The sequence below is a fragment of the Anaerobacillus sp. genome (assembly GCF_046314235.1).
Classification (GTDB): domain Bacteria; phylum Bacillota; class Bacilli; order Bacillales; family Anaerobacillaceae; genus Anaerobacillus.
This window is the reverse complement of sequence record NZ_JBKBWN010000025.1, coordinates 6357-22824: the sequence shown is the minus strand read 5'-3', so window position 1 is coordinate 22824 and position 16468 is coordinate 6357. Positions and strand designations below refer to the sequence as shown.

The 16468-nt window shown below is 36.4% G+C and carries 20 protein-coding genes and 2 other annotated features; all 20 genes read right to left on the bottom strand.

What is annotated here, in order from left to right; all coding sequences use genetic code 11:
* Positions 1-176: 176 nt before the first annotated feature.
* Positions 177-779 carry a class I SAM-dependent methyltransferase gene (locus ACK4M9_RS20955; protein ID WP_409854729.1) on the bottom strand — a complete coding sequence of 201 codons (603 nt, stop codon included), beginning with the start codon at positions 777-779 and terminating at the stop codon, positions 177-179.
* 155 nt (positions 780-934) lie between these two features.
* On the bottom strand, positions 935-1297 hold the full coding sequence (gene rplL / locus ACK4M9_RS20950; protein ID WP_409854728.1) for a 50S ribosomal protein L7/L12: 363 nt from the start codon (positions 1295-1297) through the stop codon (positions 935-937).
* 47 nt (positions 1298-1344) lie between these two features.
* Positions 1345-1860 (bottom strand): 50S ribosomal protein L10, encoded by a 516-nt coding sequence (gene rplJ / locus ACK4M9_RS20945; protein ID WP_409854727.1) that lies wholly within the window; start codon positions 1858-1860, stop codon positions 1345-1347.
* Between the two features lie 102 nt (positions 1861-1962).
* Positions 1963-2097 (bottom strand) — a sequence feature (ribosomal protein L10 leader region).
* A gap of 43 nt (positions 2098-2140) precedes the next feature.
* Positions 2141-2881 (bottom strand): 50S ribosomal protein L1, encoded by a 741-nt coding sequence (gene rplA / locus ACK4M9_RS20940; RefSeq protein ID WP_409854726.1) that lies wholly within the window; start codon positions 2879-2881, stop codon positions 2141-2143.
* Positions 2882-2953: 72 nt separating this feature from the next.
* Entirely contained in the window at positions 2954-3379 is a 426-nt protein-coding gene (rplK, locus tag ACK4M9_RS20935) for a 50S ribosomal protein L11 (protein ID WP_071315258.1), read from the bottom strand.
* Between the two features lie 154 nt (positions 3380-3533).
* Positions 3534-4067 (bottom strand): transcription termination/antitermination protein NusG, encoded by a 534-nt coding sequence (gene nusG / locus ACK4M9_RS20930; RefSeq protein WP_409854724.1) that lies wholly within the window; start codon positions 4065-4067, stop codon positions 3534-3536.
* Between the two features lie 70 nt (positions 4068-4137).
* Entirely contained in the window at positions 4138-4332 is a 195-nt protein-coding gene (gene secE, locus ACK4M9_RS20925) for a preprotein translocase subunit SecE (RefSeq protein WP_409854722.1), read from the bottom strand.
* 90 nt (positions 4333-4422) lie between these two features.
* Positions 4423-4572 carry a 50S ribosomal protein L33 gene (gene rpmG, locus ACK4M9_RS20920; protein ID WP_409854720.1) on the bottom strand — a complete coding sequence of 50 codons (150 nt, stop codon included), beginning with the start codon at positions 4570-4572 and terminating at the stop codon, positions 4423-4425.
* Positions 4573-4822: 250 nt separating this feature from the next.
* A complete protein-coding gene (gene sigH, locus ACK4M9_RS20915) occupies positions 4823-5476 on the bottom strand; it encodes an RNA polymerase sporulation sigma factor SigH (RefSeq protein ID WP_409854718.1) in 654 nt (217 codons plus the stop codon).
* A gap of 246 nt (positions 5477-5722) precedes the next feature.
* Positions 5723-6235 carry an NYN domain-containing protein gene (locus ACK4M9_RS20910; RefSeq protein WP_409854717.1) on the bottom strand — a complete coding sequence of 171 codons (513 nt, stop codon included), beginning with the start codon at positions 6233-6235 and terminating at the stop codon, positions 5723-5725.
* A 1-nt stretch (position 6236) separates the two neighbouring features.
* The gene (gene rlmB, locus ACK4M9_RS20905; RefSeq protein WP_409854715.1) at positions 6237-6986 is read right to left on the bottom strand and encodes a 23S rRNA (guanosine(2251)-2'-O)-methyltransferase RlmB; all 750 of its coding nucleotides are present in this window, start codon (positions 6984-6986) and stop codon (positions 6237-6239) included.
* Complete coding sequence (locus tag ACK4M9_RS20900; protein WP_409854736.1) at positions 6979-7407, bottom strand: Mini-ribonuclease 3; 429 nt, start codon at positions 7405-7407, stop codon at positions 6979-6981. Before ACK4M9_RS20900 ends, rlmB begins: the two co-directional genes overlap by 8 nt.
* 10 nt (positions 7408-7417) lie before the next feature.
* Positions 7418-8818, bottom strand: coding sequence for a cysteine--tRNA ligase (gene cysS / locus ACK4M9_RS20895; RefSeq protein WP_409854713.1), 1401 nt, complete (start codon positions 8816-8818; stop codon positions 7418-7420).
* Between the two features lie 56 nt (positions 8819-8874).
* A complete protein-coding gene (epsC, locus tag ACK4M9_RS20890) occupies positions 8875-9519 on the bottom strand; it encodes a serine O-acetyltransferase EpsC (RefSeq protein WP_409854712.1) in 645 nt (214 codons plus the stop codon).
* Positions 9520-9619: 100 nt separating this feature from the next.
* Positions 9620-9842 (bottom strand) — a binding site (T-box leader).
* On the bottom strand, positions 9838-11295 hold the full coding sequence (gene gltX, locus ACK4M9_RS20885; RefSeq protein ID WP_409854710.1) for a glutamate--tRNA ligase: 1458 nt from the start codon (positions 11293-11295) through the stop codon (positions 9838-9840). (Overlaps the previous feature by 5 nt.)
* 98 nt (positions 11296-11393) lie before the next feature.
* On the bottom strand, positions 11394-11879 hold the full coding sequence (ispF, locus tag ACK4M9_RS20880) for a 2-C-methyl-D-erythritol 2,4-cyclodiphosphate synthase (protein ID WP_409854709.1): 486 nt from the start codon (positions 11877-11879) through the stop codon (positions 11394-11396).
* On the bottom strand, positions 11876-12568 hold the full coding sequence (ispD, locus tag ACK4M9_RS20875) for a 2-C-methyl-D-erythritol 4-phosphate cytidylyltransferase (RefSeq protein ID WP_409854708.1): 693 nt from the start codon (positions 12566-12568) through the stop codon (positions 11876-11878). The genes ispF and ispD overlap by 4 nt, the downstream gene beginning before the upstream one ends.
* A gap of 160 nt (positions 12569-12728) precedes the next feature.
* Complete coding sequence (locus ACK4M9_RS20870) at positions 12729-13811, bottom strand: PIN/TRAM domain-containing protein (RefSeq protein WP_409854707.1); 1083 nt, start codon at positions 13809-13811, stop codon at positions 12729-12731.
* A gap of 190 nt (positions 13812-14001) precedes the next feature.
* On the bottom strand, positions 14002-15075 hold the full coding sequence (disA, locus tag ACK4M9_RS20865) for a DNA integrity scanning diadenylate cyclase DisA (RefSeq protein ID WP_409854705.1): 1074 nt from the start codon (positions 15073-15075) through the stop codon (positions 14002-14004).
* 316 nt (positions 15076-15391) lie between these two features.
* The coding region (locus ACK4M9_RS20860) for a DNA repair protein RadA family protein (protein WP_409854703.1) at positions 15392-16468 on the bottom strand (1077 nt) is incomplete at its 5' end.

Below are 16468 nucleotides of genomic sequence, written 5' to 3'. Positions count from 1 at the left end.
TGTACCAATGTGCCCAAGCTACTCATTAAACACGACAAATTTAGGTATTTTTGATTATATCAGTTTACCCATAATCTGTATTTTTATACAAAAAATTACGGTTGACTTTTGCAGATTTTTAGTTTAAAACGATATTCATACGCATTAAATAACACTAACACAAACTGAATTTCAAGTCAATCTTTTTTTGCGCTTATAATATAATACCCTTTGGACTTTTTTTCAACGACAACTTGCGTAAACAAACTCTCTAGTTTTTCAATCGCAGAAGGCGCACCTTGTTTCTTTTGAATAACAATCCACAACTGACCATCTTCCTCTAAATGATTATAAGCTTCCTCAAATAATTGATGAACAACTTTTTTCCCTGCCCTAATCGGCGGATTAGAAAGAATAGAGGAAAACTTTCTATCATCAAGAGCACTTAAGAGATTACTTTTAGAAATGCTCACATTACCAATATTATTTAATTTTGCATTTAACTCCGCTAATTCCAAAGCTCTTTCATTTACATCAACTAAAAAAAAGCTAGATTCAGGACGCTCCTTTGCTAAAGTTAAACCAATAGGGCCGTATCCACAACCAACATCTAAAATATCACCATTACCTTCAGCAAATTTATATGTATCGAGAAGTAACCTCGTCCCAAAATCGACTTCTTTTTTAGAGAAAACTCCAGAGTCAGAAGTGAAAAGCATTTTAACTCCTCTTAGTTCAGTGTCCCATTTTTTACGTGAACTCTCGACATTTGGTTTTTCTGTATAATAGTGATTCGACACTTTTCTATCACACCTTTACAATTTTCACCATTATTCATTATAACTACAAAAAAATAAATCTATACACTCTTCTTAACAATTAATTTAGATTTAAAAGGAAGAACTACAAAACCTAAACAAAAAGCTCGCATTAAAATGCGAGCTTTCCATAGTAATTACTTAACTTCAACAGAAGCTCCTGCTTCTTCAAGCTTAGCTTTCATAGCTTCAGCGTCTTCTTTAGAAATACCTTCTTTAAGTGGAGCTGGAGCACCATCAACTAATGCTTTAGCTTCTTTTAAACCTAAACCAGTGATTTCACGAACAGCTTTGATTACATTGATCTTAGCTGAACCAGCAGAAGTAAGGATTACATCAAATTCAGTTTGCTCAGCTTCAGCAGCAGCAGCACCGCCACCTACCATAGCTACAGGAGCAGCTGCAGTTACGCCAAACTCTTCTTCGATTGCTTTTACAAGATCGTTTAATTCTAAAACTGTCATTTCTTTAATTGCTTCTAAGATTTGATCTTTACTCATTTTATATTTCCTCCTAATTATAAGTTAATTTTAGTTTTTGTGGGCAATTAAGCACCTTGTTCTTCTTTTTGTTCAGCAACAGCTTTTGTAGCCAATGCAAAGTTACGCATTGGAGCTTGAAGAACGCTAAGCAACATTGAAAGTAAACCTTCTCTTGAAGGAAGTTCAGCTAACGCCTTAACTTCTTCTAATGAAGCGAATTGACCTTCAATAATCCCTGCTTTAATTTCTAATTTATCGTTCTTTTTCGCGAAGTCATTAAGAATTTTAGCAGGAGCGATTACATCATCATTACTGAATGCAATGGCAGTAGGTCCTACTAATACTTCATCAAGTTGAGTTAACTCGACTTCCGCAGTCGCACGACGTGTCATTGAATTTTTGTAAACTTTGAAATCAACATTCGCTTCACGAAGTTGTTTACGTAACTCAGTCACCTGTGCAACGTTTAATCCACGATAGTCAACAACTACTGTTGTTTTGCTATCACGAAGCTTCGTAGCGATTTCAGATACTAAAACTTGTTTTTGTTGAAATTGTTGTTTTTGTTCACGTACGCTCATATTTACACCTCCTATGATTAGTAGAAAAACTAAGGCCTAAACCACAGTTTTTCTTTTACTATCAAATTGATAGTAATAAAACCACACCGTTTTATGAGGTGACCTTCTATAGGAAAAGCCCCCATGTAGACACACGGAGGCTTTTGTTATAGTGATTAGATCATCATTTAACAAACCTCGGTAGGTAATTAAGCGCAAAGACGCTCCTACTGTCTACGGTATGAACTATTCAATTCACAATGGCTAGTATATCGATTTATCAATATTAAGTCAACTGGTATTATTTAGTAGCAGATGCTACGTTTACTTTTACCCCAGGACCCATTGTTGACGCGATAGCGATATTTTTCATGTAAGTTCCCTTAGCAGCAGCTGGCTTAACTTTAATTAAAGTTTCAACAACAGTTGTTAAGTTTGCAACTAACTTGTCAGTATCGAAAGAAACCTTTCCGATTGGAGCGTGGATGTTTCCAGCTTTATCAACACGGTATTCAATCTTACCAGCTTTAATTTCATTAACAGCTCTTTCAACTTCAAAAGTAACTGTTCCTGTTTTAGGGTTAGGCATTAAACCTTTAGGGCCTAATACACGTCCAAGTTTACCAACTTGACCCATCATGTCAGGAGTTGCTACTACTACATCAAAGTCGAACCAACCTTGAGCAATCTTGTTAATGTAATCTTCATCTCCAACAAAGTCAGCTCCAGCAGCTTCTGCTTCTTTCGCCTTTTCGCCTTTAGCAAATACTAATACACGTTGAACTTTACCAGTTCCGTGTGGAAGTACAACTGCTCCACGAATTTGTTGGTCAGCTTTCTTAGGGTCAACGCCTAATCTAAATGCAACTTCAACAGTCTCATCAAAAGATGCTACTGAAGTCTTTTTTACTAATTCAATTGCTTCTTCAATAGGGTAAGCTTTTGTACGATCAACAAGCTTAGAAGCTTCTTGATACTTTTTACCTTTTTTAGCCAATTTCATTTCCTCCTTGATTGTGGTTTTAGCGGTAGTACCTCCCACTAATAAAGGTTGCGCCGCCAATATTTCGGCCTGTTCGCAACCTCCTAAGTCCCTTACATTAGTAACAAGGGATTAGTCTTCAATAACAATTCCCATACTGCGTGCAGTACCTTCAACCATACGCATTGCTGACTCTACGTTAGCAGCGTTTAGATCTGGCATCTTTTGCTCTGCAATTTCGCGAACTTTATCACGCTTAACAGTTGCTACTTTTTTACGATTCGGCTCACCAGATCCACTTTGGATCCCAGCTGCTACTTTAAGTAATACTGCAGCAGGCGGAGTTTTCGTAATGAATGTAAATGAACGGTCTTCAAATACCGTAATTTCAACCGGAATAATTAAACCAGCTTGATCAGCAGTACGAGCGTTAAATTCTTTACAGAATCCCATAATATTAACTCCCGCTTGACCTAGTGCAGGTCCAACTGGTGGTGCTGGATTTGCTTTCCCAGCAGGAATTTGTAATTTTACCATTTTAATAACCTTTTTAGCCACGCGACACACCTCCTTAAGTCCGTGATGTGGTAACCGGATCTTATTATTTGATCCTCCCACTCGATTTACTTTCTATGCGAAAGCTATGTTCAAATTTTGCGTTAAGAACATAAAAGATTTTATCACTTTTGAAAGAGATAAGCAAGCAATAGTTTTAGATTTTTTCTACTTGAGAAAATTCTAACTCTACCGGCGTCTCTCGACCAAACATATTAACATGTACTTTTAACTTTCTTTTCTCAACTAAAATTTCTTCAATTGATCCAACAAAGTTAGCAAATGGTCCTTCTTTAACTTTAACTGATTCTTTTAATTCAAAATCAATTTCTTCCCGCGGAGCTTCTACACCCATTTGACGTAGAATCGATTCCACTTCTTCTGGGAGAAGTGCAGTCGGTTTAGAACCCGCTCCAGCAGAACCAACAAATCCAGTAACTCCAGGAGTATTTCGGACAACGTACCAAGAATCATCAGTCATAACCATTTCGACTAATACATATCCAGGAAAGACTTTACGTGTGACCGATTTCGTTTTACCGTTCTTTGTTTCTGTCTCTTCTTCAACAGGAACTAAAACACGAAAAATCTTATCTTCCATAGTCATTGATTCTACACGTTTTTCTAAATTTGCTTTTACTTTGTTTTCATAACCTGAGTAAGTATGAACAACATACCAATTTTTCTCCATAATGAACAGGACCTTTTCGTCCTTCCCTCCTCTATGGATCAATCCTACTTAGTAAATAAGGATAGACCAATTAACCTAAAATAAAACGAACTAATTCAGAAATACCTAAGTCAATAACTCCAAAGAATACTGACATAAATATTACCGTGGCAACAACTACCAAGGAATAACGGACTAACTCTTTACGAGTAGGCCACGAAACTCTTTTTAGTTCCTTTACTACATCACGTAAGAATTGACCTGTTCTCTTAACTGCTCCAGCCATTAACGCCACCTCCGCCCTTTAGACACCTACAATATAGCGACCTTATCATTTATAGATAAGGCTTGTACAAGAATTTTAATAAATACGAGACTATTTTGTTTCAAGATGAAGGGTGTGCTCGTTACATACTTTACAAAACTTCCTTATTTCAGTTCGTTCTGTAGCTGTAGCCTTGTTCTTCTCTGTTGTATAGTTACGAGATTTACAAATATCACACGCTAAAACTATCCGCTTGCGCATTACATACTACCCCTATCTTGCAAATGCTAATATTCACATACTAATAAAACATATCACAGGGCATAAACAGTGTCAATAACGTCTTATATAAGTGTAACCAACATTATCCACTTTCAAAACTAACTATGGACACATTATTAAATAGTTTAACATACCCTCATTTAGAAAGGCACACAGTACATGGAACAGACAATTATTAAAAAACAAAATATTTTCTTTACTTAAAATAAAAAACAGGGCGAGCCCTGTTTTAAATACTTATCCCTTTTAACTCTACATAGCGCTCTAACTTTCGTTTCACCCTTTGTAAAGCGTTGTCAATTGATTTCACATGCCTTTTTAAATCGACAGATATTTCTTGGTATGACCTTCCATCAAGATACAACATTAATACCTTTCTTTCTAGGTCACTTAAAATTTCACCCATTTTTAACTCAATATCATCAAACTCTTCTTGATTAATGAGAAGCTCTTCAGGATCAGTGACACGCGTTCCGGAAATGACATCTAAAAGCGTACGATCACTTTCTTCATCGTATATCGGTCTATCTAATGAAACATAAGAATTTAATGGAATATGCTTTTGCCTAGTTGCTGTCTTTATTGCAGTAATAATCTGTCTCGTAATACATAGTTCTGCAAATGCTTTAAAAGAAGACAGCTTGTCCCCTTTAAAATCACGGATTGCCTTATAAAGACCAATCATCCCTTCTTGAACTATGTCTTCATGATCAGCACCAATTAAAAAATAAGACCTAGCTTTGGCTCTAACAAAATTCTTATACTTATTAATAAGATACTCCAATGCACCACTATCGCCTTCTCGGACATAATCAACTAAATATTCATCTTCCATTTGTTCAAAGTCAGCATTTGTAATTCCTTTGAGGTCTATGCTCACCATAATCCCTCCGCCTTTGATGAAATTGTGAACGTTTAAAAAGGGATTCATTTATAATATAAATAGATGCTAAATGAAAATTATAAAACCGGCTCCATATGTAACAATTATCGTTGCCCTAGTTTCCCTCATACTACCATCGATAAAGTTTACAACTTTTAATAGTACAAGCATCATGACCTTTTTAAACAAAGCGAATTACCTAATATAGGAATATTATATAGCATGTTTTCAAGTAGCGTCAACCACTCACATGTCGCCTCGACGCCACTTTTCAAAAATTTCTGCCATTTCGTCAGATATCGGGATTTTTGTTTGTTTTTCTCGTTTTTTCGACTTCTTAACTTCTCGCTCTATCCCTTTTTCAACAACAGCCATTTCAGTACGAAGCTCTCTAGCAGATTTTCTTAAAGCACCGTAACCAAACGTTACTGATTGCTCTACGAAATCAGATGTTGCAACGTAAATTTGAGTGTCAATACGCTTTAACTTCTTTACTAATTTCTCGATACGTTCATCTGCGGTTTCGTTTTCTCTTGTATAAATGATTTCTAATCTGTAGTTTTTAAGTTTTTTGCCGATACCAGGCACCATATGAGCATCAAAAATAATGATCACTTTCATACCACTATAAGCCCTATATTCCGCCATTTTTTCTATGAGAAGGTCTCTAGCACCTTCTAAGTCGGATTTTTTTAGTTCTTTTAACTCTGGCCAATCCCCAATAATGTTATAGCCATCAACGAGAAGTATCTCACCCATTTTACTTCAATCCTATTGGGTTACGCTTCCTAAGGACCTCATACATTAAAAGACTAGCTGCAACAGAGGCATTTAAAGACGTAACTTTGCCCTGCATCGGAACTTGGAGAAGAAAGTCACACTTTTCCTTTATCAAGCGACTTATTCCTTTTCCTTCACTTCCAATAACGAGTCCAATTGGTAAGTCAAAACTAGCTTGTCTAAAATCCGTATCTCCTTTGGCGTCCGTTCCGGCAAACCATAGCCCACGCTTTTTTAAATCATCCATCGTTCTAGCTATGTTAGTAACCCTTACAACCGGGACATACTCGATCGCTCCTGTAGAAGCCTTCGCTACCGTCGCCGTTAGTCCAACAGCACGACGCTTAGGAATAATAACACCGTGTGCCCCAGCTGCATCTGCTGTACGTAAAATTGAGCCTAAGTTATGCGGATCTTCAATCTCATCTAAAATTAAAAAGAAAGGATCTTCTCCTTTTTCTGTTGCTTTCGTAAACAAATCTTCTAGCTCAGCATATTCATATGCCGCGACTGATGCAACGACGCCTTGGTGATTTTTTGTATCAATTAGTGACTCTAATTTTTGCTTCGGAACAAATTGAAATTGAATTCCATTTTCTTTTGCAAGATCGAGAATTTGGTTCACTTGTCCCTTTTGAGTACCTTCACCAATCCAGATTTTATTGATCGCATGCCCTGAGCGCAATGCCTCTAGAACAGGATTTTTACCAACAATAAATTCACTACTCATTTATTTCACTCCCTTCTTCTTTTTCAATGATTAAAAAGGCTTGTTTAATAACTTCGTCAAGTCTTTCGTAATTATTAAGTAAGTACAAATAACCGAGTAACGCTTCAAAAGCTGTGCTTTTCCGATATGTTTGTAAATCAGTACTTTTTCGGACATTACCTGGTTTAGCATTCCTACCTCTCATAGCAACATTTACTTCTTCCTCTGTTAAAAAACCGGTGGCTAGCAGGCAGTCTAAAACTTCTGCCTGCGCCGGAGCCGAAACATAATCTGTTGCTTTCTTATGAAGCTGATGAGGTCTAACTTTACCAGATGCGATAAGCCGATATCGAACGTACGTATCAAGAATCGAGTCACCCATATATGCTAGCGCTAACGCATTTAACTGTTGTAAATCTATTTTTGGATCTGTCAATTTCATCATTATCTTATTAAACCCTCTTCCAACGAACTCCCTGTGCTGTATCTTCTAAAACGATACTCATCTCTTTTAGATCATCTCTAATTTTATCTGCTAGGGCAAAATCTCTATTTTTCCTTGCTTCGTTTCTCTCCTCAATTAACTTATCAATCTCTTCGTCAAGTAGTCCCTTCGGTGACGATAAAACAAGACCGAGTACATCAGCTAATTCTGTAAATACAGTTAAAAAGTGCTCAAGCACCTCTTTTGAAGTATGATCTTCTCTTAAATAAACATTGGCCAATTTGGCTAAATCAAAAAGGGTAGCAATTGCATTTGCTGAATTGAAGTCATCATCCATCTCACGGATGAACTTAGCTTTTTCTTCATTAATTTTCTCGAACCACTCTGAACCTTTTTCGCCAAGATCTGCTGTTTGTTCTAAACGATACTCAAGATTTCGAACTGCTGTTTTCAACCGATCTAATCCGTTTTTGGCACTAGTTAAAAGTTCATCATTGAAGTTAATCGGACTGCGATAATGAGCCATAAGCATAAAAAAGCGAATAATTTCAGGTTCGTACTTCTTAATAATATCATGAACTAAAATAAAGTTTCCTAACGACTTTGACATTTTTTCATTATCAATATTAATATACCCATTATGAAGCCAATAGTTAGCCATCTTTTTACCTGTCATCGCTTCGGATTGGGCAATTTCATTTTCATGATGAGGGAACGACAAATCCTGTCCCCCTGCATGAATGTCAATCGTATCTCCTAAATATTTCTTAACCATTGCTGAGCACTCAATATGCCATCCTGGTCGGCCTTCTCCCCATGGGCTTTCCCATGAAATTTCTTCTGGCTTTGCTTTTTTCCAAAGAGCAAAATCTAATGGATCTTTTTTAAGTTGCTCTACTTCAATTCTAGCACCTGATTGTAAGTCATCGATTGACTGTTGAGAAAGCCTTCCATACTCTTTGAATTTCCTCGTACTAAAATAAACATCACCGTTTACTTCATAGGCAAAGCCTTTGCTAATAAGCCCTTCGACAAAATCGATGATTTCTGCCATTGTTTCAGTTACTCGCGGATGAACATCTGCGCACTTAACCCCTAACGCTCCTGTATCTTCGAAATACGCTTTAATAAATCGCTCAGCAATTGTTGGAACATCTTCACCTAACTCTTTAGCCGCCTTGATTAACTTGTCATCAACATCTGTAAAATTAGAAACGTACGTTACATCATAACCACGAAACTCAAAATATCTACGAACCATGTCAAAAATAATTGCTGGTCTCGCATTACCTATATGAATATAGTTATATACGGTCGGACCGCAGACGTACATTTTTACCTTACCCTCTTCAATCGGTTTAAAAATCTCTTTTTGTCGCGACAGCGTGTTATAAACTTTGATCGACATTGTTTTACACTCCTTCTTCTTTAAATGGACGGTTTACAATAACAGCTCGTAACCTTCTACATTTCATTTTTTTTTAGTATTGAAATCTCATCTTTTAGATTTTTAATTTCTTCTTCTAATTCCTTTAGTTTATCTGCAATTGGATCTGGCAAGTTAATATGATCAAGGTCCCTTCTTATTTTGACACCATCCTGCATAACAACACGACCAGGAATTCCTACAACAGTAGAATTCGGTGGTACCTCGTTAAGAACTACTGACCCTGCTCCAATACGAGAGTTTCTACCAATGGTCATCGACCCCAAAATTTTTGCGCCTGATGCAATTAGAACGTTATCCTCTATTGTTGGGTGGCGTTTTCCCTTTTCCTTACCGGTGCCCCCTAATGTAACTCCTTGATAAATCGTTACATTATTACCAATTTCACATGTTTCCCCGATAACTACCCCCATTCCATGATCGATAAATAATCTCTGACCAATGACGGCTCCAGGATGGATTTCAATTCCTGTAATAAAGCGGGCTATTTGTGAAAAAAGTCTAGCAAGGAAGAACAACCTTTTTTTCCATAAAGCATGCGCAAGCCTATGTCCCCAAATGGCGTGAAGTCCTGAATATGTTAAAACTACTTCAAACTTATTCCTAGCTGCTGGGTCTTGCTCGAAAACTACATCAATGTCGTTCTTTAATGTTTTTAACAACCTAACTCTCTCCCTTCAGAACTTCATGATCATAAAAAGCGCAGGTCTTTTAATAACCTGGAACATTTGCGGATAAAAAAAGCGCCTCTGTGCACGTATGCACAGAGACGCTTTTGGCGCGGTTCCACTCTGCTTGAGTATAAATTATACTCCCCTTAACTCGGTAACGGTGAGTACCGCCTTTACTTACTTAGCTTAAAACAGCTGTTTAGTGAAGGACTCAGAGGGGCATTTCAAAGGTCATTTCTTAAACTGCTTTCAGCCAGGGCAGTTCTCTCTAAAAAGAAATAATCTCTTTTACTTATCCTCATCAACGCTTTATTTTAGTAACTTTTGCAAACGATCTAACACGATGTCTTTACCTAATAAACTAATTGCTTGTGGCAAATCGGGACCATGTGTTTGACCAGTTGTTGCGACACGGATTGGCATGAATAATTGCTTTCCTTTTTGCCCTGTAGCTTTTTGTGTCGCTTTTGTTGCAGCCTTAATATCTTCAGCCGTAAAAGTCGACAATGTCTCCAACTGGGTTTTAAATTCTTGTATAACTGCCGGTACTTGCTCTTCATTTAAAACTGCTTTTGCTTCTTCATTATACTCAATTTCAGCTTTAAAGAACAACTCTGTAAGCTCAACAATTTCTGCACCATAACTCATTTTTTCTTGGTGTAGTAAAATTAAGTCACGAGCCCAAGCCAATTCTTGCTCTGACATCTCTACTGGAAGTTTACCACTACTTATTAAGTGTGGCAACGCCAGTTCAACTACTTGATCTGCTGGAGCCTTCTTCATATATTGATTATTCATCCACTCTAGTTTTTGTGTATCAAAAACTGCAGGAGCTTTCGAAACACGTTCTAAACTAAATTGCTCGATTAACTCTTCTTTCGTAAAAATCTCTTCTTCTCCTACAGGGGACCAGCCGAGAAGAGCTAGAAAGTTAACAAGGGCTGCAGATGAATACCCTAAATCACGGTATTGCTCTACGAATTGAATAATCGACTCATCGCGCTTACTCATTTTTTGACGATCTTGGTTTAAAATTAACGATGCGTGCGCAAACTTTGGAGTCTCCCACCCAAATGCTTCATACAGCAATACTTGACGAGGTGCATTTGATAAATGTTCTTCACCACGAATGACGTGAGAAATTTCCATTAAGTGATCATCAATAACAACAGCAAAATTATACATCGGTACGCCATCACGTCTTGCAATAATAAAATCACCAATACCATCCGTTTCAAAGCTTACTCGTCCGCGGATTGCATCGTCCACCACGACTTCTTGTCCTTCTGGAACTAGGAAGCGAACGACAGGCTTTTTGCCTGCTTCTTCATGAGTAGCACGTTGCTGGGGAGTTAAATGACGATCACGACCACTATACTTTGGCGTTTCACCTCTAGCTAATTGCTCTTCACGCTCTTTCTCACTTTCTTCTTCAGTCATATAACAATAGTAAGCTTTCCCACTATCGATTAACTGTTTTAGGTAATTTTCATATATATCTATTCTATCCATACATCGATATGGCCCAAACTCTCCTCCAACGTCAACACTCTCGTCCCATTCAATCCCTAACCACTTCATACTTTCAAGAAGTTTTTCTTGGGCAGTCTCCACGTTTCTTGCTTGGTCTGTATCTTCAATTCTGACAATAAACTTCCCACCTTGATTTCTTGCAAATAAATAATTAAAAAGAGCAGATCTTGCCCCACCAATATGTAAATGCCCCGTTGGACTTGGAGCGAAGCGAACTCTCACTTGTTTTGTCATAATTAACACCCATCCATTTCCTTAATTTTAGCTTTTCTTATTCTATATTGTAGATTTTAGAATGTAAAATAAAGATTTTTATTATTTCGAAATAACTGCTACAAATCTTTCTTATCTTTTAATATAACAACTGCCTGAGCGGCAATTCCTTCTTCTCTTCCACAAAACCCTAGTTTTTCTGTTGTTGTCGCTTTTACATTTACCTGATCTAAATCTGCTTCTAGTAAATCACTTATTCGTTGCCTCATCTTAGGAATATAGGGCGCCATTTTGGGCCTTTGAGCAATTATTGTACAATCAATATTTCCTAGCTTATACCCCTTCTCCTTTACCAATTCCCATACGTGAGAAAGAAGTATTGCAGAATCTGCCCCTTTATAGGCCGGATCCGTATCAGGAAAATGTTTCCCAATATCACCTTCCGAAATAGCTCCTAAAATCGCGTCAGCAACTGTATGTAATAAAACATCTGCGTCTGAATGTCCTAACAAGCCCTTTTCGTGTGGAATTTCAATCCCACCAATAATTAACGGTCTACCCTCTACTAATTGGTGTACATCATAACCTTGTCCGATTCTCATCATTGACTTTCTCCTCGCTTTACTCGCAAAATAGACTGTGCAAATACGATATCCTCTGGAGTCGTTAATTTTATATTAAAATAATCACCCGGAACTATCGAGACATTTATTTGTAACTGTTCAAGTAAACTGGCATCATCTGTTCCAATAAAATGATGTTGCTCTGCCCATTCATGTGCCTTCAAAATTGTCTCTAATTGAAATGCTTGTGGTGTTTGTGCCGACCATAAAGTCGAGCGATCAACTGTTTGTAAAACCTCCATACCACCACACTCTTTTACTGTATCTTTAATCGGAACAGCTAAAATCGCACCACAATTATTAGTTACGGCTAAAACTAACTCGTGAATATGTGCTTGTGTAACGAAAGGTCGAGCGCCATCATGAATAAGCACAATGCCAGCACTGTTTACTGCCTTTAAACCATTATGTACACTATTTTGACGTTCATTTCCACCAGGAATTACTTTTATTACTTTTGTAACCCCATATGTATTTATCAGCTCTTCTATTTCTTTTATTTCATTAGAATTAGCAACGACAACAATTTCAACACACCAATCATCGTTTTGAAACACCTCTATTGTATGAATGATAACTGGTAAATTCTCTAAAAGAAGAAATTGTTTATTTTTATTTAATTTCATCCTTTTTCCTTGACCAGCTGCAGGAATGACTACTGAATATTTCATTGACAATATGCTCCTATCCCCTATTAAGAAAGCCAAATAACCTTAAAACATGTTGTAAATACCAATTATATCTTATAGCTATGATTATAACGAACTCCTCATAAAAAGGAAACGTTAGGCCAGCAACAACTGACCTAACGCTTTTTAAATCTAATTCGTACTAAAGTGCTTTTTCTAAAAGTTTAGGTTTAGCAAATATCATTCTTCCAGCAGACGTTTGTAGTACACTTGTGACAACTACATCAATATGCTTACTAATATAATCGCGGCCGCCTTCAACAACGATCATTGTTCCATCATCTAAATAGGCAATTCCCTGGTTATGCTCTTTTCCATCTTTAATCACTTGAATGTGTAGTTCTTCTCCAGGTAAGACGATTGGCTTAACTGCATTTGCCAAGTCATTAATATTCAATACTGGTACTCCTTGAAGATCACAAACTTTATTTAAATTAAAATCATTTGTTACAACAAGTCCTGATACTAGTTTAGCAAGCTTTACTAACTTGCTATCGACTTCTTGAATATCTTCAAAATCACCCTCATAAATTTCAACATTGATTGATAATTCTTTTTGAATTTTATTTAATATATCTAAGCCACGACGACCACGGTTTCTTTTTAATACATCTGAAGAATCTGCTATATGTTGTAGTTCCTCAAGAACAAATTGAGGAATTACTAACGTCCCTTCTAAAAAACCAGTTTGACAGATATCAGCAATTCTTCCATCGATAATAACACTTGTATCTAAAATTTTCAGTTCAACGCCGTGTCTTTCCTTCTCTACTTCATCAATTTCCTTTTTTCTATCATTTTTTCTGGTGAATAAGGCAATTAATTCATCACGTTTTTTAAATCCAACTTGAAAACCTAAATATCCTAGTAACACAGTCAAAAATATCGGTAAGACTGAATTAAGAATAGGAATGGAATTAAGGGGTAAGACAATTAAAAATGCTACAATTAGTCCAAATATAATCCCCATCGTACCAAATAAAACATCTGTAACTGGAGCCCTCACTAATTTTTCCTCGACTAAGCGAATTAATCCAACTATATAATCAGTAATCCAAAATGACGAAAAATATAAAATAATTGCACCAATTCCAGCGCCTACATATGAATTGGTAACCCAGTTAGGTAAACCAAAATTTAAAATTTGTATTAATTCAGGAACAAATAGATATCCTAATGTTCCACCTAAAAAAACAAAGAAAAGTTTTACAATCCATCTTAGCATCCATTTCACCTCCTTTATCAGTATAGACACTAATCTCAAAGGTCAAACTTTAAAATTAATGCAATTTTATAATTTTTAAAAAGTTATTTTCAAAATATACATAGTTTTAAAATAACAAAGTAGGTGTCTGTTGTCAATTTATACAAAAGGTTTTATTATAACGGTAATATATAAGACAGTCAAGCAGTTTCTAAATATGTCTGTCGATAAATAATTGTTCTTGTATCCTATTTAAGCCCTCATTAATTTTCTTCGCCCTTGCCTCACCGATCCCATCAACTTCATCAAGTTCTTCGATTGAGGCTCGCATAATCTGAGTAATATCTTCAAATTTCTCTATGAGATTTTCAACGACAATTGGCGGAATTCTCGGTATTTTATGTAGAATTCGATAACCTCGAGGTGTAATCGTTTGTTCTGATAAGTTCATATTTTTTGAAAAGCCCAAAAGCCTCACAATCACTTGATCATCAAGGAGACCCTCATTTGACAACTTCTTTAGTTGTTTCAAAATTAGCTGTTCATCTTGATGATGATCCTTCACATAATCCTTTATTAAAAGGCTGGCTTCTTTTTCAATGTTTGACACCAGTTCTTCAAGCTGCATTGAAATTAACCTACCTTCGTTTCCTAGCTCGTTTACATAGTTCAATATTTCACTTTTAATCCGAAGTACCATTTCTACACGGTGAATGACTTGTGATACTTCTTGAAAAGTTACTAATTCCTCGAACTCTAAAGCACCTAGATTTGTAATTCCCTGATCGAGAACAGATTTATATTTTTCAAGTGTTTGTATTGCCTGGTTAGCTTTCGTCAAAATAACACCAATATCCTTAAGCGAATAGCGGAATTCCCCTTGGTATAGTGTTATTACATTTCTTCTTTGTGAGATAGAAATAACTAAATTCCCGGTTTGGCGAGCAACCCTTTCTGCTGTACGATGTCTAATCCCTGTTTCTGTCGAGGCAATCGAGGAATTGGGAACTAGCTGAGTGTTAGCATACAAAATTCGAGTACTATCTTCACTTAAGATTATAGCTCCGTCCATTTTGGCTAATTCATATAAATATGCTGGAGAAAACTCGCAATTAATATAGAAACCTCCATCTACAATATTCATCATTTCGTTGTTATTGCCCAAAACAATAAGACCACCTGTTTTTGCACGCAAAACATTGTCAATTCCCTCCCGTAGAGGAGTTCCCGGGGCTACTAATTTTAAAACATCATTTATAAATGCTGTTTTACTACTATGATCCAAATTGTTAACCTCCTATCATGGTGTTTACGCCGTGTTAACAGTTATATTTGCTAAAAATAGCCATTATATTTGTGCTTAATCGGCGCAATATATCGTCAACTATAGCACTCTATAAGTCATTTTATAGAGTGCCGGTTACTTTATAATAACAACATTTTCCTGAATTGTATAAAAATAAGTGCAAATACTCTATATCGGTTACGATATTATAAAAATTTGACTTTCCCTTGTATCGAATAAAATATGTATGACTTCACAATTTTATTACGGAAGATTTTCACATTCTGGGAAATTCTCTTTTCTTTTCAAATATACTTTAAAATGGCATTCTATTTTTCTGTCTAGGTTCAAATACATGTGTAATAACATCATTTAATGTATTTTTCTCAATTACTTCTAAGTTATTTAGATCAAGTTTCTTATGGACGGATCGTTTAGCAACATATGCCTTTTTAAAGCCCATTCTATCTGCTTCTTTTAACCTTGCTTCAAGTGATGGCACTCTTTTTAATTCTCCTGTTAATCCAATATCGGCAATGAACAACGTGTCATTTGATATACCTTTATCTTTTGCAGATGATACAATACTCATAATGACGGCAAGATTTACCGACTGTTCTCTTAACTGCAAGCCACCTGTAGATTTTACTACTACGTTTTTATTAAATAACTCGATACCACCTCTTTGCTCAAGAATCGAAATTAAGGTGTTTAATTGTTCCCTTTTTAAGTTTTCACTGATCCTCGATGGGTATGGTGTGAAAGTTGTTGCTACTAAACTTTCAATTTCTACAATAATAGGTCGAGTTCCTTCACGAACTACTGTTAAGGCACATCCTGAAACATCGATATTTCCCTCTCTTTGCGTCATAAAGTACTCGGATGGATTTTCTATTGGTGTCATTCCATCTTCAGTCATCGAGAAAAATGATGTTTCCCCAGTACTACCGAAACGATTTTTACTTGCTGTTACTCCTCTAAGTTCTTCCCCACTCTCACCATCAATAATTAATACTGTATCAACTAGATGCTCTAACGCTCTTAACCCTGCTATTTCCTCATTTTTGTTCATCTGACCAACTAATAAAACCGCTCTTGGTCTTGCGCTACTTTTCGCGATTCTCGTCAGTTCGTTGGCACATTCCATTGTTTGTGTAGGAGAACCTGCACGAGAAGGCATGTATTCCTCCAAGGTGAATGTCTGAATACTATCAACAATCATTAAGTCTGGATCAATTTCATCGATAGCTGAAACTACATTATCCATGCTGGTATCAGATATAACCCAAATATTATCCATTGATCTATTTAGTATTCTATCAGCCCTGCTTTTGATTTGACTTTCACTCTCTTCCCCAGAAGCATATAACACTCTATACCCCTTTAGAGAAAC

Coding starts and splice junctions, on each gene's coding strand:
- rplL (WP_409854728.1), bottom strand. CDS start 1,297: ATGAGTAAAGATCAAATCTTAGAAGCAATTAAAGAAATGACAGTTTTA.
- rplJ (WP_409854727.1), bottom strand. CDS start 1,860: ATGAGCGTACGTGAACAAAAACAACAATTTCAACAAAAACAAGTTTTA.
- nusG (WP_409854724.1), bottom strand. CDS start 4,067: ATGGAGAAAAATTGGTATGTTGTTCATACTTACTCAGGTTATGAAAAC.
- secE (WP_409854722.1), bottom strand. CDS start 4,332: ATGGCTGGAGCAGTTAAGAGAACAGGTCAATTCTTACGTGATGTAGTA.
- rpmG (WP_409854720.1), bottom strand. CDS start 4,572: ATGCGCAAGCGGATAGTTTTAGCGTGTGATATTTGTAAATCTCGTAAC.
- sigH (WP_409854718.1), bottom strand. CDS start 5,476: ATGGTGAGCATAGACCTCAAAGGAATTACAAATGCTGACTTTGAACAA.
- ACK4M9_RS20910 (WP_409854717.1), bottom strand. CDS start 6,235: ATGGGTGAGATACTTCTCGTTGATGGCTATAACATTATTGGGGATTGG.
- rlmB (WP_409854715.1), bottom strand. CDS start 6,986: ATGAGTAGTGAATTTATTGTTGGTAAAAATCCTGTTCTAGAGGCATTG.
- ACK4M9_RS20900 (WP_409854736.1), bottom strand. CDS start 7,407: ATGAAATTGACAGATCCAAAAATAGATTTACAACAGTTAAATGCGTTA.
- cysS (WP_409854713.1), bottom strand. CDS start 8,818: ATGTCGATCAAAGTTTATAACACGCTGTCGCGACAAAAAGAGATTTTT.
- gltX (WP_409854710.1), bottom strand. CDS start 11,295: ATGACAAAACAAGTGAGAGTTCGCTTCGCTCCAAGTCCAACGGGGCAT.
- ispF (WP_409854709.1), bottom strand. CDS start 11,879: ATGATGAGAATCGGACAAGGTTATGATGTACACCAATTAGTAGAGGGT.
- ispD (WP_409854708.1), bottom strand. CDS start 12,568: ATGAAATATTCAGTAGTCATTCCTGCAGCTGGTCAAGGAAAAAGGATG.
- ACK4M9_RS20870 (WP_409854707.1), bottom strand. CDS start 13,811: ATGCTAAGATGGATTGTAAAACTTTTCTTTGTTTTTTTAGGTGGAACA.